This is a genomic window from Streptomyces sp. NPDC052910, from assembly GCF_055585605.1.
This window is the reverse complement of record NZ_JBVJJR010000002.1, coordinates 599,612-621,541: the sequence shown is the minus strand read 5'-3', so window position 1 is coordinate 621,541 and position 21,930 is coordinate 599,612. Positions and strand designations below refer to the sequence as shown.

General features: G+C 75.2%; 13 protein-coding genes. 2 read left to right on the top strand and 11 right to left on the bottom strand.

The features are described from left to right. Nucleotides 1-130: 130 nt before the first annotated feature. From ACZ6X9_RS08435 to ACZ6X9_RS08420, 4 genes are all read right to left on the bottom strand, one after another. The gene (locus ACZ6X9_RS08435; protein ID WP_469777656.1) at nucleotides 131-208 is read right to left on the bottom strand and encodes a 50S ribosomal protein bL37; all 78 of its coding nucleotides are present in this window, start codon (nucleotides 206-208) and stop codon (nucleotides 131-133) included. Nucleotides 209-370: 162 nt separating this feature from the next. Beyond that, nucleotides 371-1,585, bottom strand: coding sequence for a beta-ketoacyl-[acyl-carrier-protein] synthase family protein (locus tag ACZ6X9_RS08430; RefSeq protein WP_469777160.1), 1,215 nt, complete (start codon nucleotides 1,583-1,585; stop codon nucleotides 371-373). A gap of 14 nt (nucleotides 1,586-1,599) precedes the next feature. Then, nucleotides 1,600-1,866 carry an acyl carrier protein gene (locus ACZ6X9_RS08425; RefSeq protein ID WP_469777159.1) on the bottom strand — a complete coding sequence of 89 codons (267 nt, stop codon included), beginning with the start codon at nucleotides 1,864-1,866 and terminating at the stop codon, nucleotides 1,600-1,602. A gap of 53 nt (nucleotides 1,867-1,919) precedes the next feature. Then, complete coding sequence (locus tag ACZ6X9_RS08420; RefSeq protein WP_469777158.1) at nucleotides 1,920-2,753, bottom strand: 3-oxoacyl-ACP synthase III family protein; 834 nt, start codon at nucleotides 2,751-2,753, stop codon at nucleotides 1,920-1,922. Between the two features lie 375 nt (nucleotides 2,754-3,128). On the opposite strand from ACZ6X9_RS08420, the gene ACZ6X9_RS08415 reads away from it, so the two are divergent. Then, on the top strand, nucleotides 3,129-3,992 hold the full coding sequence (locus tag ACZ6X9_RS08415) for an SDR family oxidoreductase (protein ID WP_469777157.1): 864 nt from the start codon (nucleotides 3,129-3,131) through the stop codon (nucleotides 3,990-3,992). 12 nt (nucleotides 3,993-4,004) lie between these two features. Here the strand turns inward: ACZ6X9_RS08415 and ACZ6X9_RS08410 are convergent, their stop codons facing one another. After that, entirely contained in the window at nucleotides 4,005-5,009 is a 1,005-nt protein-coding gene (locus ACZ6X9_RS08410) for a beta-ketoacyl-[acyl-carrier-protein] synthase family protein (RefSeq protein ID WP_469777156.1), read from the bottom strand. Between the two features lie 10 nt (nucleotides 5,010-5,019). Then, the gene (locus ACZ6X9_RS08405) at nucleotides 5,020-7,185 is read right to left on the bottom strand and encodes an MMPL family transporter (protein ID WP_469777155.1); all 2,166 of its coding nucleotides are present in this window, start codon (nucleotides 7,183-7,185) and stop codon (nucleotides 5,020-5,022) included. 195 nt (nucleotides 7,186-7,380) lie between these two features. On the opposite strand from ACZ6X9_RS08405, the gene ACZ6X9_RS08400 reads away from it, so the two are divergent. Then, a complete protein-coding gene (locus ACZ6X9_RS08400; protein ID WP_469777154.1) occupies nucleotides 7,381-8,868 on the top strand; it encodes an FAD/NAD(P)-binding protein in 1,488 nt (495 codons plus the stop codon). Here the strand turns inward: ACZ6X9_RS08400 and ACZ6X9_RS08395 are convergent. From ACZ6X9_RS08395 to ACZ6X9_RS08375, 5 genes are all read right to left on the bottom strand, one after another. Beyond that, complete coding sequence (locus ACZ6X9_RS08395; protein ID WP_469777153.1) at nucleotides 8,849-10,483, bottom strand: alpha/beta fold hydrolase; 1,635 nt, start codon at nucleotides 10,481-10,483, stop codon at nucleotides 8,849-8,851. The two genes, ACZ6X9_RS08400 and ACZ6X9_RS08395, sit on opposite strands and share 20 nt — an antisense overlap. 44 nt (nucleotides 10,484-10,527) lie before the next feature. Beyond that, entirely contained in the window at nucleotides 10,528-18,054 is a 7,527-nt protein-coding gene (locus tag ACZ6X9_RS08390; protein ID WP_469777152.1) for an SDR family NAD(P)-dependent oxidoreductase, read from the bottom strand. Nucleotides 18,055-18,742: 688 nt separating this feature from the next. Then, entirely contained in the window at nucleotides 18,743-19,870 is a 1,128-nt protein-coding gene (locus ACZ6X9_RS08385) for a hypothetical protein (protein WP_469777151.1), read from the bottom strand. A 59-nt stretch (nucleotides 19,871-19,929) separates the two neighbouring features. Continuing rightward, entirely contained in the window at nucleotides 19,930-20,514 is a 585-nt protein-coding gene (locus ACZ6X9_RS08380) for a diguanylate cyclase (RefSeq protein ID WP_469777655.1), read from the bottom strand. 275 nt (nucleotides 20,515-20,789) lie between these two features. Next, nucleotides 20,790-21,926, bottom strand: a complete 1,137-nt coding sequence (locus ACZ6X9_RS08375; protein WP_469777150.1) for an enolase C-terminal domain-like protein — start codon at nucleotides 21,924-21,926, stop codon at nucleotides 20,790-20,792. Between the last annotated feature and the right edge of the window lie 4 nt (nucleotides 21,927-21,930).

The following is a 21,930-nucleotide window of genomic DNA, read 5'->3' as shown; positions in this document are numbered from 1 at the left end:
GCGCTCCCCATCCTACACGCGGACCGGACGCGGCGCAGCCCGCCGCCCCTCGAACGGGTGATATCGCGGGGAACACACCCATGGAAGGGGCCGACGGGCCATGCCGTGCCGGATCCGGCGCCGGATTCGGTCAGCTCTGCGGACGGCGTCCGTGGTTGGCGGCGTGGTTGCGGCGGGCGCGCTTCTTGCGGCGTCGCTTCGAGGACATGGGACCTCCTCGGTCGGCTCGGTGCGATTCGGTGTGGCTTCCGGCTTCCGGCTTCCGGCTTCCGGTTCCGGACTCCGGTGGGTCTCCTTACCGGTTTCCACGGTTCCACACCGACTTCCCGGCTGCCACGGGAGTCGAACGCCGTCACGCGGGAGCCGGCGGCTACCCGGCCGCCCGGAACACCAGCACCGTGTTGTGCCCCCCGAACCCGAACGAGTTGCTCACCGCCACGTCGACCCGCTGCTTCCGCGGCTCGTCCCGCACGACGTCGAGGGAGAGGGCGGGGTCGAGCCGGTCGAGGTTGGCGGTCGGCGGGACGAGGCCGTGCCGGAGGGTCAGCACGGTGACGGCGGCCTCCACGGCGCCCGCGGCCCCGAGCGTGTGCCCGAGCACGCCCTTGGTGGCGGTGACGGTGGGGCCGTGGGGGAGCAGGTCCTGGATGACACGGCCCTCGACGAGGTCGTTGAGCGGCGTCCCGGTCCCGTGCGCGTTGACGTGGTCCACCTCGCCGGCGGACACCCCCGCGTCGGTCAGCGCCAGCCGTAGCGCCCGCCGGGCGCCGGCGCCCTCGGGGTGGGGAGTGGTGGGGTGGTGGGCGTCGGTGGACGAGCCGGTGCCCGCGAGCAGGGCGTGGGGGGTGGCGCCGCGCGCCCTGGCGTGGGCCGGCCGCTCCAGAACCAGGACGGCGGCGCCCTCGCCGGCCACGAAACCGTCGCGGGCGGCGTCGAAGGGGCGGGACGCGGCGGACGGGTCGTCGCGGCGGTGCGAGAGAACGCCGAGGCGGTCGAAGCCGATGAGGTGGATCGGTGAGGGGCCGGCCTCGGTGCCGCCGGCCAGCACGATGTCGCACAGGCCGGCGGAGAGCCACAGCCGGGCCTGGGCCACCGCGTCCGCTCCCGAGGCGCAGGCGGTCACGGTGGCCGAGCTCGGGCCCATGGCCCCGACGTCCAGGGCGACTTCCGCCGCGGCCATGTTGGCGAGGCACATGGGGAGCAGCAGGGGTGACACGTGGTCCGGCCCGCGTTCCCTCAGCCGCGTGTTCTGCTTCCACAGGCTCTGTGCCCCTCCGCAGCCGCTGCCCAGGACGACCCCGACCCGCGGCCCGTCCCAGTCCGCGGGGTCGAGTCCGGCGTCGGCGACCGCCTCCCGCGCCGCGAGCAAGGCGATTTGCGCGAACGGGTCCAGGCGCCAGGTCTTGCGGCGCAGGGGGGCCAGGGCCGCCCCCAGCGAAGGCGGCAGCAGGCAGCCGAAGTCCACCCGCTGCCCGGGCAGGGCGGACATCCGGGAGGCCGTGCCGACACCGGCGCAGACGGCCTCCCACGTCGGCTCTCGCCCCACCCCGCCCGCCGTGACCAGGCCGACGCCCGTCACCGCCACGTCCCGCACCTCGGTCACCCGGCCTCGCCGAGGTGCGGGACGCCCGTGCCGGCCGTCCGGGAGGAGAGCAGCTCGATCACGTCGCCGACGGTGGCGTCCGGCGACACGTCCTGCTCGGTGAACGGCATGTCGAGGTGGTCCCGAAGGATCAGTGCCAGCTCCGCGCGGGCGAGCGATTCGAGGCCGAGCTCGGTCAGTTTCGTCGAGGGCGTCACCTCCGCGCGGGGGATCGCGAAGTTCTCCTCCAGGACACGGATCAAGGTCTCGTACGGATCGGACACGGGCTGATCCTCCTGCATCGGATGCGCGTTGACGTCGTCGCAAGGCCGGCGGCTCACCAGCGGATCCACAGCGCGCCCACGCTGACGCCGCTCGCGAGCCCGGCGAAGAGAACGGTGTCGCCCCGGGCGACCCGTCCTTCGCGCAGGGCAAGGTCGAGTTGGAGCGGCAGGGTGGCCGCGGCGGTGTTGCCGTGTGAGGCGATGGTGATCATCAGACGCTCCCTGGGGAGACCGAGGGTGGCGCAGAGGTCGTCGGCGAGCGCCTCGGTGGGCAGATGGGCGCAGCACAGGGACACGTCCGCGGCGTCGAACTTCTGCCCCTGTCCGGCCCAGGACAGCGTCTTCTCCTCGATGAAGCGGTGGACGGCGTCGGTCATCACACCGAGCTCGAAACGTGGACGGACGGTGCCCGAGGGGAGCCCGCGGAGCGGGACGGCACCCGCCGGCCACGCGGAAGAGATCGCGCGCATGCCGATCCCGAGCAGACCCGGTTGCTCCGTGGCTTCCAGCAGAACGGCCGCACCGCAGTCCGAGACCGTGTAAGCGGCCATGGAGTCCAGGAAATCGCGGGGCCCGGAGACCGCGGTGCACATCAGGTCCGTGGTGTTCTCGCCGCAGCAGACGAGCACGCGCCGGTAGGCCCCGGACCCGATGAGGGCGGAGCCCACCTCCAGGCCGTTCAGCAGGCTGTTGCAGGCGTTCTTGACGTCGAACACCGGGCAGGAGGCGCCCAGTTCGCTGGCGACGACGTGGGCCGTGGCCGGCTCCAGCAGGTCCGAGCTGACCGCTGCGAAGACGATCAGGTCCAGGTCGCCGGCCTGCCACCCGGCGTCGGCCAGCGCCTTCCCGGCGGCCTCCTTGGCCAGGCCGGAAGGGAGTTGGCCCACGGGCCGAAGGTACCGGTACTCGACTCCCGTAAGGCGGCGGATCATTCCGCGCGGTACCCGGAATTCCGGGCTGTTCTCCTGAATGACGTCCTCGAGTTCTTCCGTGGACACCCGCCGCTCCGGCAGGCAGGATGCCACGGCGGCGATTCGGCAGTGTGGCCGCTCCGTCACGACCCGTCCTCTCTTCCCGTGCCGGGAGGTTGCCCTCCATCCCTACCCACGCGCAAAGCGGGCCACAACACGAGAATGGCAGTATGACAATCGGATGGAATTTCCCTCTCTTGAGGGGCGTCACCGTGAATCGCGGAAACCGGGCGCGGGTATTCATGCAAGTTCCGGTTCAAGGCAACGCCTCAGGCCTCCAAAGGAGTTCGCATGCGCAGCATCGTCGTCACGGGAGCGAACAGCGGAATCGGCAGGGCGGCCGTCGTCGAGCTCGGTCGCGCCGGACTCGACGTCATCGGCACGGTCCGGACGGAGGAGAAGGCCGAGGAACTGTCCTCGTCCGTCCGGGACCTCGGCGTGTCCGTGCGGACCGTCCTGCTCGACGTGGCCGAGCCCAAGAGCTGCGAGGCCGCCTTCGCCGAGATCGACGAACTCACCGCCGGCGGCCCGTGGGCCGTCGTCAACAACGCGGGCGTCCAGCTCATGGGCGCCGTCGAGGACGTCACGGACGACGAGGCGCGCCACATCCTGGAGGTCAACCTGCTGGGAGCGGCCCGCGTCTGCCGCCGGGTGCTGCCGGCCATGCGCCGCCGGGGCTCCGGGCGCATCGTCAACGTCACCTCGCTGGCCGGGCTGATGGCCTCACCGTTCAACGGCTGGTACGCCGCGAGCAAGCACGGACTGGAGGCGCTGAGCGATTCGCTGCGGATGGAGAACGCCCGCTTCGGTGTGCGGGTGAGCCTGGTCGAACCGGGTTTCTACGAGACGGCGATGGTCGCCCACGGGGCCGACCGGTTCCTGCGGTTGTTCGCCGAAGGCTCCTCGCCGCACCAGAACGCCTACGCCGTGGCCCTGGGCACGCTGGCCCGCCGTCGGCCCTTCCCGCCGGTGGAGGAGGTGGCGCGGGTGATCCGCCGGGCGGTGTGCGACCGGCGGCCCGCGGCGCGCTACCCGCTCGGGCGCGAGACCCTGGCCGTCAAGGCGGCCCGCTGGGCGCCCTCTTCGGTGTTCGACGGCGTCCAGCGCCGGGCCGCCGGACTGCGTGGTCCCGTTCCGCCCGGCCTGCGGGGCTGATCCCTCCGCGCCTCAGCCGTCTCCCGGCGTGAGCACCATGCAGGACGCCGCCACCCCCTGCCCGCCGTTGACGACGAGCAGGTGTTCGCCCGGCGCCACGACGGCGCGGCGCTGGGCGAACTCCAGGTTGGCGAGGGCGTCGCCGGACCCCAGGTGGCCGGTGTGCGGGTCCGCCACGTACGCCTTGTCGCGCAACGGCGCGGGGAGCGCGGGGCGGACGAAGGACTCGGTGAACGGCTCGGCCAGCCGGGGGAGCAGGACGGTCGTGATGCTCTCGTCCGCGGCGTCCAGCCCCGCGTCGGCCAGGGCGTCGGACACCACCGACGCCAGGCAGGAGCCGAACTGCTCCACGCTGTGCGCCGCCTCCGTCAGCCGGCGCTCGTCCTGGGCCCCGCCACCGCGCTCCAGCCGGTGCCGCAGGTCCTGTCCCGCCTCCATGATGTCCGCGCAGGTGTGGCCGCGGGAGACCAGCGAGAGCAGCGCCAGCCGTCCCGGGCCCCGGCACAGGACGACGGCGGCGGCCCCGTCCCCGCCCACCATCATCGCGGGCTCGGTCCAGCGGTGGCTGCCGTACTCCTCGAAGGTGTCGGACGACACGGCCGCCGCGAGGCCGAGCCGGTCGTCGGTCAGCATCCGCGTCACCGCCGTCTCCACCGCGGCGGCCCCGCCGTTGCACGCCTGGACGACACCGACGGCCGAACAGCCGCCGACGGACAGCTCCTTGGCCAGCCGGAAGGGCGGTGAGTACGGCGTGTGCCCGCCACGGAGCACCCAGGCGTAGGCCAGGACGTCGAGCGCCTGCGCGGGCCGTCCGGCGGAGTCCAGGGCCCGGCGCACCGCCTGGGCCGCCATGAACTCCGGTGTCTCACCCCGGGTCATGGGCACCTCCGGGACGTCGGGCGGAGCGTCCCGGACGTCGTCGAGGACCCCGTCGACGACCGCGTCCTCCACCGTGCTGCGGCCGGCGGGCAGCCACAGGGCGCTGGACAGGACTCCGACGGCGGACGCGATGCGCATGGGCTCTCCCTCACGGACGGACGAGTTCACGGGCTTCGGGGGCAGGGCGCCGGCGGCCCGGCAGCCACCAGTTCCAACGGCCCGCCAGGGCCATCAGGCCGGGGACCAGGACACCGCGGACGAGGGTGGCGTCGACCAGGACGCCTACCGACAGGCCGGTGCCGACGGTCTTCAGCGCCGTGAGGCCCGAACTCGTCAGCGCCACCATGGCGCACACCACGATCAGGGAGGCCGCCGTCACCAGACGGCCGGTGCGCTCCACGCCCCGGACGACGGCGGCGGTGTTGTCACCGGTCGCCCGGTGCGCCTCGCGGATCCGGGCGAGGAGGAACACCTCGTAGTCCACCGAGAGCGCGAAGGCGGTGATCAGCACCAGCAGGACCAGGATGCCGTCGAGGGAGCCGGCGACCGGGAAGTCGCCGAGGAGGAACCGCAGATGACCGTCCTGGAAGACGTACACCAGACAGCCGAGGCAGGCGCCCAGGCTCACGGCCGCCACGGCCACGGCCTTGACCGGGATCAGCAGGCTGCGGGTGAACAGGCCCAGCAGCAGGGCGGTCACGGCCGCCGCCGCCCCGCAGGCGAGGGGCAGGGCGCCGGTGAGGGCGTCCCGGGTGTCCGCCGCCCGCACCGGCTCACCGGTCACCAGGCTCCGGCCGCCCGGCGCGGGTGCCGCGCGGACGTCCCGGGCGAGCCGCTGGGCCTCCGGCGTGGCCGGGGCGGTGCGGGAGGCGACGGTGAGCAGCGGCCCGGCCGGGGTGGTGAAGCGTGCCGAGACCCGCTCGGGCAGGGGGTCGTGGGTCCTTCCCGTGTAACGGCCGGTCGCCGTACGGACCTCGGCCGCGCCCGGGAGGGACGCCAGCCGCCGGGCGTACGCGTCGAGGTGGGCACGGCCGGTCCCGGGCGGGAGGCCGACGGTCAGCACGCGGTCGGGCACCGGTGAGAAGTCGCGCTCCAGTCGGAGCGCGGCGCGGTAGGAGGCGCTGTCCGCCGTCAGGGACCGGGAGTCGCTCGGAGCGAAGCGGGCGTGTCCCGACGGCACGGCGAGCAGGGCCAGGAGGGCCAGGGCGCCGGCGGAGCACAGCACGGGCCGCCGGCACACGGTCGTCGCGATCCGCCGCCACAGCACCGTGCGTTCCGGGCCGTCCGCGGGGCGGCGGCGCAGCCGGGCGAAGACGTCCCCACGCTCCAGACGGTCGCCCCGGACGCGCAGGAGCATCGGCACCAGCAGAATGGCGGCCGTGGCCGACAACAGGGCGACCAGGACGACGGCCACGGTGACGGACCGCAGGAAGCCGAAGGGGACGGCGAGGAGGGCGCACGCGGCGAGGGCGACGATTCCGGCGGACACCACCACCGTCCGTCCGGCCGTGCGCCGGGCGCGTGCCACGGCCTCCGGGAGCGGGACGCCCGCCGCGCGCTCCTCGCGGAACCGGGTGACCAGGAACAGGCTGTAGTCCACGGCCAGTCCGAGACCCAGGGCACAGGAGATGTTGGCCGCGTAGACGGAGGTCTCCGTGACGCCGGCCAGCGCACCCAGGCAGGCCAGCGATCCCGTCACCGCGAGCACCCCCGTGACCAGGGGGATGAGGGCGGCCACGGCGGAGCGGAAGACGAACAGCAGGACCAGGGCGGTTAGCGGGAGGGCGATCAACTCGCCGGTCAGCAGGTCCCGGCGGCTCTCCCGCATCGTCTCCTCGCTCACCCAGGCGGGGCCGGTGGCGGTGACTTTGACCGGGCCGTGCCCGCCGAGCAGCCGGGGGACGAGGCGCCGGGCCGTGCGGGTGGCCGTCCCCTCGTCCTCGGCGAGATCGACGGCGATCAGCGCCGTGCGGCCGTCCCGGGCGCGCAGGGCGGGGTCGCCGGCGGTCCAGTACGAGGCCGCCGAGACGACGCCCGGGGTGTCCGCCACCCGTCGTTCGAGCGCGCGGCCCGCCTCCGCCACGGGGCCGGAGTCCACGTCCCCCGCGGCGGAGGCCGGGCCGACGAGCAGCACCAGGTCCGGATACCCGGCCCGATAACGGGCGCCGAGCACGGCGTTGTCCTTCCGGAAGGCCGTACCGTCCGGCAGGAAGCCGCTGTTGGACAGCCGGCCGAGGCCGGTGACACCGGCCCAGCCCAGGAACACCACGGCGAGGGACACGGAAGCGAGCACCATGCGGGCCGTGCGTGTCATGCGTCTCCCCCAGACTCACCGGACCGGCCGTCCGCGCGCTCTTTCCCTTGCCTTCCCTTCCCTTTCCGTGCCGTGCCGTGCCGTCCGACCACGATAACGTCCGGAATTCCCGAGGATCCGACCGCAAAAAAAGAAGTGATAGTCGGACAATCGAGCCGTGGAATTTCGGCATCATCTCCGGGGTATGTTCCGCGAATGCGACGCATCGCTGTCATAGGGGCCGGCGCGGCGGGAGCGTGCCTGGTCGAAAGTCTCGGGGAACTCGTGTGCGAACCGTGTGATCTGACCGTGGTGGACGGCGCCCCTTTCCTGTGGCGCGGCCGGGCCTACCAGCCCGACACCCGCGACGTCATCACCAACATCCCCGCGTCCCACATGTCCATCCGGGCCTCGGACCCCACGCACGCCCTGCGCCACCTCACCGCTCGTACCCCCGGCTGCGTCGACGCCCAGGGCCTCACCGCCCGTTCCCTCTACGGCACTTACCTGACGCGGACGGTCTCCCGGACCTGGCGCCGGCTCTCCGGACGGGGGTGGCGGCTGCGTGTCGTGCGCAGTCACGCCCGCCGCCTGGTGCCGGAAGGGGACGGGGTCCGGGTGGAGACCGGGAGCGGCCCGGAGGAGCGCTTCGACCACGTGGTTCTCTGCGCCGGACCGGCGCGCCCGCCGGATCCTTACCGGCTGGCCGCCGCGCCCCGCTACCTCGCCGTACCCTTCCCGCTCGCCCGCACGTTGCGCGACATCGCCCCCGACGACCGGGTGGGCGTCCTCGGTTCGGGGCTGACCGCCGTGGACGTGGTGGCCGCGCTCACCGCCCGGGGCCACCGAGGAACCGTCTTCCTCGCCTCGCGCGGCGGGCTGCTGCCCGCCGTCGCCCCGCCGGAGCCATCGGGTCCGCCGCGCCACCTGACCCTGCCGCGGCTGGAGGCGCTCACCGCGTCCGGACGGCTTCCGTCCACCGGGGAGCTGTGGGCCCTGCTGGCCGCCGAACTCCACGAAGCGGGCTGTTCGCAGTCCGCGCTGCGGCGGGAACTGCGCGCGGCGGGACCGCCGTTCGAGCTGCTGCGTCGCCGACTGGCCGGTCCCGGGGACGGCGACGCGGCCCTCGCCGTCCTGCGCCAGGCCCTGCCGCGGTTCGCCGGGCAGGCGTGGAGCCTGCTGCCGGAGGACGAGCAGACCACCCTCTGGGCGCGCCACGGACGCGCCGTCACCAGCCTGTGCTGCCCCATGCCCCGGCACCGCGCGGAACTGCTGCTGCGACTGCACGACGCGGGCCGACTGCGGGCGGTGAGCGGCCTGTCCCGGGTCGACCGGGCGCCCGGCGGAGGCTTCGTCCTGGTGGCGGACGGCACGGAACACGCCGTGGACGTCCTGGTCAACGCCCTCAACCCGGGCGCGCCCGGCAGTTCCGCGCCCAGCACGCCGGAAGCCTCCGTGGCCGCCCTCCCCGGCGCCGCCCACCCGCTCGGCGGGCTGCGCACCGACCGGCGCACCCACCGCGTCGCCGCCATCGGCGACGGTCCGGCGCGCCTGTACGCCCTCGGTCACGCCACCCGCGGCGCGGTCCTCTTCCACTTCGGCATGCCCAGCCTGGTGTACCAGAGCGGGCTCGTCGCCCGCGCCCTGGCCGCCGCGGGCGGTCCGTCCCGCGGCGGCCGGACGGTCAGCGCAGCGGCACACTGACCCAGGACGGCGCGGCGGCGGACGAGGAAACGGACAGTCGGGCCAAGGGCCGGTTGCGGGACAGGGCCTGGCTGTCCGACGTGCCGATCACCAGGCCCAGGCGGTGTCCCGGTGGGAGGTCGTAGGCGGTCGCCCGCAGCGGGAAGTCGGCGGCGAAGGCCCGGCCCGGCTCACGGCCCCGGAAGCTGTACGGCGCCCAGGTCATGAACGTTCCGGTGCCCAGCGGGCCGACGTCGAAGAGGTAGGCCACGAGCGTCCCCCGGGCGGCGGAGGGAGTGACGTCCAGGCGCAGTTGGGGAGTGCCGCGCACCTGCCACGCCGCGTCCGCCGGCGGGGAGGTCCACACCGCGCCGGTGCCGCCCGGCAGCAGGGCCAGCGGCCGGGGCACCTGGGCGCCCGCGGCGGCCTCCAAGGAGCGTTGCACGAACATCAGTCCGCTGTCCGCCACCGTGCCGAAACCGGCGGTGAGCGTCGTCCGGGAGCCGTCCTCCGGCGCCTCCCGCAGGGTCCGGCCCGCCCCCAGGTACAGCCTGCGGGTCGTCCGCGTCATCGCGGCCCAGCTCGGGTAGCCCTCGAAGGGGCGCGCGGCGCCGAACAGCGGACCGCTGTTCACCGGTTTCACCAGCACGGGCGGTTCGGTGTCCACCCCGTTGGGGACGCCCTTGAGGAAGTGGTCGAACCAGCGCATGGCGGAGTCCGTCACTTCGTTGGGCAGCACGGAGGCCGTGAACTCCGGGCCGCCGTGGTCCCCCGGCCGGATCTCCAGGCGTTTCGGGACCCGCAGGCGGTCGAAGAACTCGCCCTTCCTCCCGAACGGGGTCAGGCTGTCACCCCAGGCGTCGGCGAAGAACAGCGCCGTGCCCTGCCGGTTGTACCGGTCGAGGTACGTGGCCGGCGAGCGGGGCGCGGCCCAGGCGGTCAGGCGGCGGGAGTCGTCGGCCAGGACGTCGCGGAGCGGGGCGGTCCGCGAGTCCGCCCCGTGGAGGGTGCCGTTCAGCGCGTACCCGAGCCCGTGCGGGGTGGGGGTGCCGTTGAACCACAGCACCTCCGCCAGATCCGCCCAGCTACTGAGCGCGGCGACGGCCTTGACCCGCGGGTCCGCCGCGGCTCCCAGCAGGCACAGCGCGGCCCCGTAGGAGACCCCGACCATGCCGATGTGCCGGGCGTCTCCCGTGGTGTGGGCCAGCGACCAGTCGAGGACACGGGACACGTCGGCCGTATCCTCGGGGCCGGCCAGACCCGATCCGCCGCCCGATCCGCCGTGGCCCCGGGCGGCGTACACGACGACGGCGTAGCCCCGGCCGGCCGCGGTGAGCTGGATCCGCCGGTAGAAGGACTCGGTGACGAGCCAGGACCGCGCGAGGACGAGCAGCGGATGCCGGCCGGGCCCGCCGGGTTCGGCGACGCTGCCCCTCAGCGGGGTGCCGCCTTCTCCCGGGATCACCACCGGCCGGACGGCGACCTGCCCCGCCCCGGCCGCCCGCACGTCCGGGGCGGGGCAGGCCAGGGCGACGGCGGCGGCCACGGCGCACAGGGCGGCGGCCGTGCCGCGGAGTCTCCGGCCGGCACGGCGCCGGGCCGGGGGCGTGGAGCGGAGGACACGCGACGGGGTCATGGATTCCCTTCGGTCGGGGCACGGAACGGGACGCGCGGCGTGGGTCACCCGGGCCCGGGCCGGGTCCGGTCGGCCGCGTCGGCGGCACCGTGGCCGAGCCGGGCCAGGACCCGCTCCGCGAGGCTGTCGATGCCGCCCGCGTCGATGAGCTCCACCGCCGGGATCTCGCAGCCGACACGGCGCGCGATGACGGTCACGAGCTCGGCCGCCATCAGCGAGTCCAGGCCCAGTTGGTCCAGGGGACGCCGCCGGTCGAGGCGGCCGGGATCCGTCTGCAGGACGTCGGCGACCGCCTCGCGCACCGCCACGGCCGCGAGCTCCCGTGCCTGCTCCGGGTCCGCCCCGGCGAGCCGGCGGCGCAACCGTTCGGCGGAGTCCGCCTGTTCCGTGTGCGACAGGCTGAACAGTTCCGCGAACCGGGGGGAGGAACCGATCGCCAGGTGCGCGGCCAGCCGCGGCCAGTCGAACCTGCCCACCGGCGCGACCGTGGTGCCGTCCGCCAGCAGCCCGTCGAGCACGGCACACGCCTCGGCCGACGTCAGCGCCCCGATGCCGGACCGGAGCAGGACCTCGTCGAGCCCGGTGCGGACCACGTACCCGGTGTCACCGATCGCGCCCCAGCCGACGGACAGCGCGGGGCGCCCGGCCGCCCGGCGCGAGCGGGCCAGGGCGTCCAGGAAGAGGTTCCCCGCCACGTAGTTGGCCTGGTGACGGTTGCCGACGACGGCCGTCACGGAGGAGCAGCAGACGAAGAAGTCCAGCGGATCACCGGCGGTGGCGGCGTCCAGCAGCAGCGCGCCCAGCATCTTGGGGGCCAGCGCGGTCCGGACGCGGTCCTCCGTGAGCTCGGTCAGCGGGGTGTCGTCCAGGACGGTCGCGGCGTGGATGACGCCCTTCAACGGCCTGCCCGTCGCCCGGATGTCCCGCACCGTCTCGGTCACCGCGTCCGCGTCGCACACGTCCGCCGCGCGGACCGTCGCCCGCGCGCCCCGCGCGGCCAGATCGTCGACGAGCTCCTGTACGCCCGGCGTGGCGGCGCCCCGCCGCCCGGTCAGCACGAGGTGGCGCGCGCCGCCGTCCGCGAGATGCCGGCTCAGGGCCGCGCCCAGTCCGCTCAGCCCGCCGACGACGAGGTACGACGCGTCGGGATCCGGCGGAGCGGGCACCCGCGGTGTCTCCACCGGCGGGGGCTCGTCGAAGGTGACCACCACCTTGCCCAGGTGGCGGGAGTGGCGCAGGGCCCGGAACGCCTCGTCGACCCGGGCGGCCGGGTGGTCCTGCCGGGGCAGCGGGAGGTAGGTGCCGTCCTGGACGCGGTCGAACACCTCGGCGGCCATGTCCGGCGGCAGTCCGCCCTCGTGGAGGAGCTGGTTCAGGTCCACCGCGAAGAACGAGACGTTGCGGTGGAACAGCGCCATCGGCAGTCGGCTGTCGGCCGCGATGTCCCGCTTGCCCAGTTCGACGAACCGGCCGCCGGTGCGCAGCAGTTCGGCGCCGCGCGTCAGCGCCTCCCCGCTGAGGGAGTTGAGCACCACGTCCACGCCCCGGCCGTCCGTCAGCTCCCGCACCCGCCGGGCGAAGGCGAGCGTGCGGGAGTCCAGGACGTGGTCGGCGCCCAGCAGCCGGAGCAGATCGCGTTTGGCCGGGGTGCCTGCCGTGGCGATCACGCGGGCGCCCCGGGCCCGGGCGAACCGCAGCGCGGCGAGTCCTACTCCGCCGGCCGCCCCGTGCAGGAGGAGGGTCTCACCGGGAGCGAGCCCGGCGAGCCGGCCGAGCGCGTGGTGGACGGTGAGGTGGACGACGGGCAGGGTGGCGGCCGCGGCGAAGTCCATGCCGTCGGGGATCCGGCCGGTCAGCCGCCGGTCGGCGACGGCGTGCGAGGCGAGGGAGCGGGGGGCCATGGCGTACACCCGGTCGCCCGGGCGCAGGTCGGTGACGGCCGGACCGACGGCCGACACGACTCCGGCGCACTCCAGTCCGAGGCACTGCCCGGTCTCCGTCACCGACGCGGCTCCCGGGCGCAGCATTCCCATGCTTTCCATGACGTCCCGGTAGTTGAGCCCCGCGGCCCGTACCTCGATGCGCACGCCGTGCGGACCGGTGGCGGGCGGCGCGGCCGGGGCCCAGGCGAGACGGTGGGAGAGGCCGGGCTCGCGCACCTCCAGCCGGAAGGGCGCGGGCCGGGCGGTGTGGCGCGGGGCCGTCGCCGGCCGGATCCGGGGCGCGAACCGCCCGCCGGGCGTCAGCAGGACCTCGTCCTCCTCGTCGGGATCGAGCAGTTCCGCCGCCGGCCGCTCGGTGGCCGTTCCGTGGGCGACGGCGATCCGGCGGACCGTCAGCCCGGGGTGTTCGGTGGCCAGGCAGCGGGTGGCCGCCCAGAGCGCGGCGTCGTCGGGGCGGACGGCCTCCGCCGGGGCGGGCAGCGGGGAACCGGCCGGGGTGACCAGCCACAGGCGGGAGACCGGTGGGGTGCCGGGGGCGGCATAGGCACGGGCGAAGGCCGCCAGGGCGGAAATCCGGCGCACCGCCGCCTCGGTGCGGGCGACGGGGTCCCGCGGCGGGGGCGCCTCGTCCGGCAGCAGGACCACGCCGCACGGCTCCTCTCCCGGCGGCCGTTCCAGGGCACGGGTCCACCCGTCGGCGTCGAGGGGGCATTCCGTCCGGTGCGCGGTGGCCCCCGCGGCGGTGAGCAGGTCGGCGAGCCGCCGGGCGGGCTCCCCGTCGGGCCGTTCGGCGGCGATGACCCAGTGGCCGCCGGCACGCGGCAGGGGGACGGACCGGGCGGTGACGCCGGCCGGCGGACGGCGTCCGATCAGCGCCGTGGCGGCCGGGGCACGGTCCTCCGGGTCGGTTCCCAGCGTCCGGACGCCGGCGAGGCCGCAGCCCCGCAGGACCTCCGTCCACCGTTCGGGCGACAGCAGGGGCGAGTCGGGCCGCAGGTCCGTGTCGGTGAAGGACCAGAACTCGTCCAGCGGGCCGAAGTGCGCCGTCGTCAGTGCGGTGTCGTGCATCTCCACGGCCGCCAGCAGGCCGCCGGGGGCGAGCAGACCGACGAGCCGTGCGGCGGCCCGCCGCACGTCCCGGGCGACGTGCAGCGCGTGATGGGCGACGACCACGTCGAACGTGCCGTCCGCCAGGCCCTGTTCACCGGGCGGGCGGTCGACGTCGAACAGCCGGTAGTCGACGAAGTCGTGTGCCGCGAACAGACTCCGGGCGCGGGGGAAGAACGCGGGGGAGACATCGGTGAAGACGTACTCCGTCCGCTCCGCCGGCAGGACCTCCAGCAGTCTGCCGGTCAGCGCGCCCGTCCCGCCGCCGACCTCCAGGACCCGCAGCGGCCGGTCGGCCGGCCATCCCGCCACCACCGTCCGCAGGGCTTCGCGGACGGCACCCAGGCGGCTCTCCATGAACGGGGCCCGGCTGTAGAACTGGTCGATGAGGTGCCGGTCCGGGTCGGCGAAGAGCAGTTCCCGGTGGTCCCGTGTGCCGCGCAGGACGTCGGCGAGGTGGGTTCCGCACCGCGCGTACAGGGTGAACAGCAGACTCTGTTCGGGGAACGCGCGGAGGGCGGCCTCCAGGACCGGACCGGGACGCGGCGCGGCGGCGGCCCGCCGGCGCACGGGGAGACCCGGCTCTTCCGCCGGCACCGGGGCCAGCAGCCCGTGGTCCTCCGCGAGCGGCAACAGGGACGCGACGAACCGGTGGTGTCCGGCCTCCATCCCCTCCGCGACCAGGTCGTCGAGGGAGAACGGCGTCGTGGGGTCGGCCCCCGCGTCCGCCCGCAGCCGCAGGACCGCCGCGGTGGTGAAGTGGGCGATCACCTCCCGGAGACGGCGGGCGCAGGCCCGGTCGCGGTGCTCCCGGGCGGGCACGCCGGTCGCCGTACGCCACCGGTCGACCGCCTCGGCGAGGTCGTCCCCCGAGGGAACGGGGGCGTCGGTGACCGGGTACGGGACGCGCGGGTGGGGCCGGGCCCGCAGCACCTCGGTGTAGCGGAGCACCGGTGTGCCGCCGCCGGCCGTGAAGCGGCGCATGGTGATGCCGGTGAACTCCATGACCGTCCGGCCCTCTTCGTCCACCAGCCGGGCGTCGGCCGTGACCTCGGCCGGCCCGCGCTCCCGCAGTTGGACGTGGATCCGGCCGCGGGCGGACGGGCTCCGCCACATCCGGACCCGCTCGATCGAGGCGGGCAGAAACGGTGTGTCGGTGCCGCCGACCGGCAGCAGCAGCGGGTTCGCGGCCTGGAGGACGGCGTCCAGGACGACCGGGTGGGCCCGGAACCCGTCGAGGTCCACCTCGGCCGTGTACGCGGCGTGGACCTCACGGTCGTCGAAGCGGAGCCGGTCCAGGACCCGGAACGCCGGCCCGTACGGCAGACCGGATCGCACGGTCCGGGCGTAGTGCTCCACTTTTTCCCAGACCCGTGCGCCCCGCCCGCCGGGTCCCGCGGAGCCGGCGGCCTCCGGCTGCGGGTCCAGCAGCGCCCGGACCCGGGCCCGGGCGTGGAGCTGCCAGTCCGCGTGGGCGTCCCGCCGGGCGGTGAACCGGAAGAGGTGGTCCTCGTCGGAGAGCGAGACCTGGCAGCGCGGTTCGGCCGTGTCGTCGTCCCAGGGGAGGGTCAGAGCCCGGACGAAGGTCAGCCCGAGCACCTCGACGGGCCCGTCGAAGACCTCTCCGGCCGCCGCGAACGCCGCCTCCAGGTAGGCCGCGCCGGGCAGAACGACGCTCTCGCCCACCCGGTGGTCGCCCAGCCACGGCAGTCGGGCGGCGTCCAGTGGGCCGGACCAGGACGGTTCGAGGCCGGGCAGCCGGGTGCCCAGCAGCGGGTGCGCCGGGGGCGCGTCACCGCCCGCGCCCGCGGTCCACCACTCGGGGGCGCCGTTCCAGTGCCGTTCGCGCTGCCAGGGGAGGGCGGGCAGGTCGACGACCCGCCCCGGCCGGGGGAAGTACGCCGCCCAGTCGATCCGCCCGCCGGAGGCGAGGATCTGGGAGAGGGTCCTGCGCGTCTCCTCGACGCCGTCGCCGTCACGGGTGCACGTCCTGACGACCGCCGCCCGGCCGCCGCCGGTCCGGGCGAGCCGGGTGAGGTATCCGGCGGTCACCGGGTGCGGGCCGATCTCCACGAACAGGTCGTGGCCCTCGTCCAGGAGGGCCCGCGCGGCGGCGCCGAACAGGACCGGGCGGCGGATGTTGTGCCACCAGTACGTGGTGTCGAGCGCGGTCCCGGACAGCGGGCCGCCGGTCACGGACGAGGCGAAGGGGACCGTTCCGGCGGCTCCGCGGACCTCGCCGAGCAGCTCGCGCAGCGGCTCCTCGGCCGGATCCATGGCGGACGTGTGGAAGGCGTAGTCGAGGTCCAGCGCGCGGAAGAACACCTTGCGGGCGACGAGCCGTTCCCCCAGGTCCGCGAGGTCGGCGGCGTCCCCGGCGAGCGTCACGTCCCGCGGGCTGTTGACGGCCGCGACCACCAGCCGCCCGCCGTACGGTTCCAGGACCGCCCGTGCCTCGTCCTCCGGCAGCCCGGCGGCGGCCATCCGGCCCCGGCCGGCGGTGGGGGCCTGGGCGAGGCTGCGCGCGGCGACGACCAGGGCGGCCGTCTCCGCGTCCAGGATCCCGGCGGTCCGGGCGGCGGCGATCTCCCCGACGCTGTGCCCCAGGACGGCGGACGGCCGCACGCCCAGCCGGGCGAGCACGGCCACCAGCCCCGACTGGACGGCGTAGAGCAGCGGTTGGGCGATCTCGGTCCGGCGCAGCTCGTCCGGCCCGGCGGGGGCGGCGAGCGCGTCGAGGACCGACCAGCCCAGGTGCGGGCGGAGCGCGGCGTCGACGCGTTCGACCTCCGCGCGGAACACCGGATCGTGCTTGAGCAGGTCGGCGCCCATGCCCGGCCACTGCGAACCGTTCCCGGAGAACGCGAAGGCGATCCGGCCCTCCCCCCGGGCCTGCCCCGAGGCGGCCGTCCCCACCCGACGGCCGTCCGCGACGGCGTCCAGGCCGTCGGCGGCCTCCGCCCGTCCGCCGGCCAGCACCGCCGCCCGGTGGGCGTGGTGCGTCCGGCGGCGGCACGCCGTGTACGCCAGGTCGGGGAACTCGGCGTCCGGGGCCGTGCGCAGCCGTTCCGCCATCCGGCGGGCGGCGGTGGCCAGGGCCGGGCCGGTGTGCGCGGTGACCAGGACCGGCAGGAGGCCCGCGTGCTCCGGTTCCCGGCCGCCCGTGCGGGGGAGCGGCAGTGCCACGGCCGAGCGACGCGTGACCGGCGCGGGGGCCAGCACCACATGGGCGTTGGCACCGCCGAACCCGAAACTGTTGACGCCCACGACCGGCCGGGCGCGCTCGGCCAGGGGTTCCGTCCGCAGCGCGGGCCGCAGGCCGAGCCCGTCGAAGTCGATGGCCGGGTTGAGCGGTTCGGCGTGCAGGGTGGGCGGCACGGTGCCGTGCCGGAGCACCAGCAGGGCCTTGAGCAGCCCGGCCATGCCCGAGGCCGCCTCCAGATGGCCGATGTTGGACTTCACCGAACCCACGGGCAGGGGACCGGAGGAGCGGTGCGTGCCGAGGGCCCGGCCGATGGCCTCACACTCGACGGGGTCGCCGACCGCCGTACCGGTGCCGTGGGCCTCCAGGTAGACGAGGTCGTCCGGCGCGATGCCCGCCCCGCCGTACACCTGCTCCAGCAGCGCCTGTTGTGCCGCCCGGCTGGGCAGGGCCAGGCCGCGGGTCCGGCCGTCGCAGTTGGCGCCCGTGGACACGATCAGCCCGTGCACCCGGTCACCGGCCGCCAGCGCGTCGGAGAGCCGCTTGAGGACGACGGCCGCCGCGCCCTCGGCGCGGACGTAGCCGTCCGCCGCGGCGGCGAAGGGACGGCACCGGCCGGTGGGCGAGAGCATCGAGGCGGCGGAGAAGCCGATGAAGCCGAAAGGGTCGATCAGCACGTTCACCCCGCCGGCCAGGGCCGCCGGGCCCGCTCCCGACCACAGGTAGGCGCAGGCCCGGTGGACGGCGGTCAGCGCGGAGGAGCAGGCCGTGTCCACGGCGACGCTCTCGCCGTGCCAGTCGAAGTGGTGGGAGATCCGGTTCGCGGAGATGGCGGAGGCCGAGCCGGTCATGGTGTGGGCGTCGGCGGTCCGCGGGGCGGCCGCCTGGAGATGGCTGAAGTCGTGGGCGGAGATGCCGACGAAGACCCCTGTGGCCGTCCCCGCCCACTCCGCGTGACACATCCCCGCGTCGTCCAGGGCTTCGACGGCCGTCTCCAGCAGCAGCCGCTGCTGGGGGTCGATCCGGGTGGCCTCACGGGGGGCGACGCCGAAGAAACCGGCGTCGAACTCCTGGATGCCGTCCAGGAATCCACCGGCGGACGTGGAGCTCTTGCCCGGACGTTTGCGCCGGCGGTCGGTGAAGAGGCGGGAGTCGAACCGGTCGGGGGGAACCTCACCCACCAGGTCGCGACCGGCCGAGAGCGCGTTCCACAGCCCACCGGGGGAGTCGGTGCCTCCGGGCAGTCTGCAGGCCGCCCCCACGACGGCCACGGCGTCGCGGAAGGGGTCGGTCCGCTGATCCTGGGCGGGCTGGAGCACGGCATCTCCCCTGGGGTGAAAGGCGGTTGCCCCCTGTCGCTGTTCCGGGCAAGGGAGGCTTTCCGAGGGGGAATGGCCAAAACGGGGGAGCACCCCTGTGCGCCGACGGGCGGAAGGAACCTCGCGGAGAGTGTGGTGGTGCGGTTGTATGACCGGTGGCGTGCGGGAGTGGGAGGGGGCGGCGTACCCGCGTCCGCCGTGCGCCCCGGCCCGGAACGTGGTGAGGCCGGCCCTTCGCGGGCGGCGTCGGCCGTCGGCGCCGGACATCGGTGTTGGCCGGGTCCGCCCTGTTCGCGGCCGTTTCCGCCCGCTCTTCCCAGGGCCCTGGCGGAGGAGGGCGGCGGCGGAGCGCGGGGGCTCCGGGCGACGGGCGGGTGAGGGGGTTCCCCCACGACGGTGGCGTTCGCATGAGGTCCGTGGGGCGACTGTCTCGGGGGGCGCGCCGGCCCCTCCGTCGGGCGTGTGGGCCGCCGGGCGGCGCCCGGTGAGCGTGAGTCCGCCCCGTGTGCCACCGTCCGCCTCTCTCGGACCGTCGGGGATACGGCAGTTGGCGTCGGGCCTCCATGCCCGGCAAGCCGCGGCGGCACATGCCACCGCCTCCGTCACTCGCCGCCCTGCCCCGGGGCGGTCACCGGACGCGCGTTACGGAGCGAGGCCCCGGGCCGTCCCCGTCCGGCCGGGCGCCGGTTCAGCCTCCCGCCGTCGCGGCCCCCCGCGGCAGCAGCCGCCGCGCCCGTGCCGCCTGCGCCTCGTCTCCCAACGCCTCGAACTCCCCGACCAGTTCGGCGACCAGGGCGTCGTCGCGCGGCCCGGCGTCGTCCAGCAGGCGGATGAGGGTGACGCGGGCGAGCTCGATGCGGCCCTGGAGGCGGGCCAGACGGGCCCAGAAGAGCGGAGGTTCGTCCTCCGGTGTGGCGGGACCGGCGCGGAGCGCGTCCGCCGCCCAAACGGGCACCTCCGCTTCGGAATCCGGGACTTCGGGCACGCCGCCGCGCAGGGACATCAGCAGCTCGCGGTCCGCGGCGTCACCGTACCGGCCCAGCAGGGCGGCCGCCCCCGACAGCAGGTCCGGAGAGTCCCCCGCGCGGACGCCGTGCCGGAGCAGGACGCGCAGCAGCGGCACGTCCGCCGGCCGGTGGTCGTGGCGGACGGCGGCCAGGACGCCGGCCCGGCGGCCCGGGTCGGCGGCGACGGTCTCGTGGCGGGCGGCGTCGGCCCGCAGCAGGGCCAGGTCGGCCCGGCCCGGGGCGAGGACGATCTCCCGGACGGGCGCCCGCAGGGTCTCGTCGACCTGGTAGGCGCAGCCCTCGGCGGCGTTCAGCAGTACGAAGTCGGGCTCCGTGCGCCGCTCCGCGCGCTCACCGAGGGCGAGCAGCTCCCGCGCCGGGCGCAGCCGCAGGCCGAGCCCGGACAGCAGCCGCCGGCGATCCGCGTCGAACGCGGGGCCGTAGCTCTCCCGGAGCTCCTCCTCGGCCGCGGCCAGCCCTTCGGCCAGGGTCTCGTCGTCGTCCTCCGAGGACAGGCAGGAAGCCTCTCCCGGCAGCCCGATGAGGATCTCCAGGGCGTCGTCCAGGCTCTCGGCGAGCAGTCCGGCCGAGCCCTCGGAATCGGCGTGCAGGACCTCGCCGCCCGCGCAGAGGAAGTACGTACCGCCCGAGTCCTCGCCCGCTATCGCACGCAGCGGAGCGCCCGACGCCAGCCGCACCTCCTCGACGTGCTCGGCCGCGCCGATGTCGAAGGAGAACGGCCACGCCGCCAGGGCGGCCAGGTCCGGGCACTCGTGCAGGACGCGCAACGCGCGGTCACTGTTCGTCATGGCAGCGACCGTAGCAGCGGGGTACGACAACGCCGCCCCGGGCGGGGTCGCCCGCCGGCTCAGCCCCCGAGCGCCCGGTCGTACCGCTCGGCCTTGGCCTCCGCCCGCCGCCGCCCGCGCCGCTTCAGGCCCCGGCGCGCGCAGCGCACCAGCTCCTCGCCGTAGGGCAGGGCCACGAACGTGCCGACCGCGAGCGCGATCCCGGCCAGGTACTTGCCCGGCAGCGGCCGGCGGCGCGGGACGAACTTCCACGCCGTCGGGTCGCCCGCGCCGCCGCGCAGCAGGGACCGCACCTGCTCGGGGTGGAGGCACATCAGGGAGGCCAGGGCGGCGAACGGCAGCGACTCCAGGAAGCTGTGGATGTGCTGCTCGATGGGCTTGACGTCCCGTTCGCTCTCCACGGCCGTCCGCACGTCCCACAGCGCCGTCGCCTCGTGGGCGGCCGTGGCGCCGAGCTGCACCGACAGCAGCAGCGGGTTGACCTCGAAGAGGAGCGTGAGGGCGACCGGAATGCCGACCTCGGTCATCATCAGCGCGTGGATCAGGGACTCCTTGGTACCCGAGGTGTCCTCGATGCGGGTGCGCCGGTGCATCACCCAGTCGGCCACCCCCGGGACGAACCAGGACGGGAGCAGTCCGTACATCAGATAGCGGGTGGTGGCGTTCTCCACCGCCACCTCCGAGGCCAGTTTGGAGGCCAGGGAGGTCTTGGAGGCCAGAGGGGACGTGGTGGTCAGCGGGGACCGGGGGACCAGGGGTGTCTTGGCCACCAGAGACGTCTTCGAGCTCAGCGAGGCGGCGGGGTTGCGGTGACGGAACATGCGCCAAGGTCCTTTCCGTACAGAAGAAATCAGAGGAAACAAAAAAGGGGGACGACGCCTCGTGCCCGGGCGGGACGGCGGGAGCCGACCGCCTCCCGTCACAGGACGCGGTACGGGCTCGCCTCCGCCCGGCGGAAGGTCATCCCGTGCCCGGGGGCGCCGTCGGCCCCGGGCCGAATCGTTCCGCCGGACGGGTCGAGCGCACCCGAGAACAGCGTCGACTCGATGCGCACGTGGTCGTGGAACCACTCCACGTGCCGCAGATTGGGCACGCACGCCGCCACATGGGCGTGCGCGTGGGGCGCGCAGTGCGCCGAGATCTCCAGGCCGTGCGCCTGGGCGACCGCCGCCGCCCGCAGCCAGCCCGTGATCCCGCCGCAGCGGGTGGCGTCCGCCTGGAGGCAGTCGACCACCCGGGCCAGCCGGCCGAAGCAGGCCGGGTCGTACCCGTACTCACCCGCGGCGACGTCACACCGGCACTGGTCGCGGACGACCGCCAGCCCCTCCAGGTCGTCCGAGGACACCGGCTCCTCGAACCAGGCCACACCCAGCTCGGCCAGCGCCGCGCCGACGCGCACGGCCTGCTTGCGGCTGTAGGCGCCGTTGGCGTCCACGTACAGGGCGGCGTCGGGGCCGATGGTCTCCCGCGCGTGCCGGACCCGCTCCAGGTCCCGGTGGACCTCCCGGCCCCACGACTCACCGATCTTGATCTTGACGCGCTTGATCCCGTGGCCGTGCACCCAGCCGTCGAGCTGCGTGGCCAGACGCGTGTCGTGGTACGTGGTGAAGCCGCCCGAGCCGTAGACCGGCACGTCCTCCACGACCGTGCCGATCAGCTTCCGCAACGGCAGGTCCAGCAACCGGGCCTTGAGATCCCACAGCGCGAGGTCCACCGCCGACACCGCGCACCCCAGCAGCCCCTGCCGGCCCGCGTTGCGCACGGCCCGGACCATCGCCTCGTTGGCCCCGGCGACGTCCAGGGGATCGCACCCGCGGACGAGGCCCGCCAGCAGCCCGGTGACGGCCGCGCCCGCCTCCGCGGGCGCGTACGTCCAGCCGGTGCCGGTCACCCCGTCACAGCGCGCCTCCACGACCACCACCGTGGTGGCGTCCCAGGCCAGCGTGCCGTCGGCCTCGGGAGCGTCGGCCGGGACGGTGAACGCCGTCACGTCCACCCCCTCGACCCGCGTCCCGCTCGCGCCGCCGTGCCCGCCGCGGTTCCCGTCCGTCGCCATCGGC

Coding starts and splice junctions, on each gene's coding strand:
- ACZ6X9_RS08435 (WP_469777656.1), bottom strand. CDS start 208: ATGTCCTCGAAGCGACGCCGCAAGAAGCGCGCCCGCCGCAACCACGCC.
- ACZ6X9_RS08415 (WP_469777157.1), top strand. CDS start 3,129: ATGCGCAGCATCGTCGTCACGGGAGCGAACAGCGGAATCGGCAGGGCG.
- ACZ6X9_RS08410 (WP_469777156.1), bottom strand. CDS start 5,009: ATGCGCATCGCGTCCGCCGTCGGAGTCCTGTCCAGCGCCCTGTGGCTG.
- ACZ6X9_RS08405 (WP_469777155.1), bottom strand. CDS start 7,185: ATGACACGCACGGCCCGCATGGTGCTCGCTTCCGTGTCCCTCGCCGTG.
- ACZ6X9_RS08400 (WP_469777154.1), top strand. CDS start 7,381: ATGCGACGCATCGCTGTCATAGGGGCCGGCGCGGCGGGAGCGTGCCTG.
- ACZ6X9_RS08395 (WP_469777153.1), bottom strand. CDS start 10,483: ATGACCCCGTCGCGTGTCCTCCGCTCCACGCCCCCGGCCCGGCGCCGT.
- ACZ6X9_RS08385 (WP_469777151.1), bottom strand. CDS start 19,870: ATGACGAACAGTGACCGCGCGTTGCGCGTCCTGCACGAGTGCCCGGAC.
- ACZ6X9_RS08380 (WP_469777655.1), bottom strand. CDS start 20,514: ATGTACGGACTGCTCCCGTCCTGGTTCGTCCCGGGGGTGGCCGACTGG.
- ACZ6X9_RS08375 (WP_469777150.1), bottom strand. CDS start 21,926: ATGGCGACGGACGGGAACCGCGGCGGGCACGGCGGCGCGAGCGGGACG.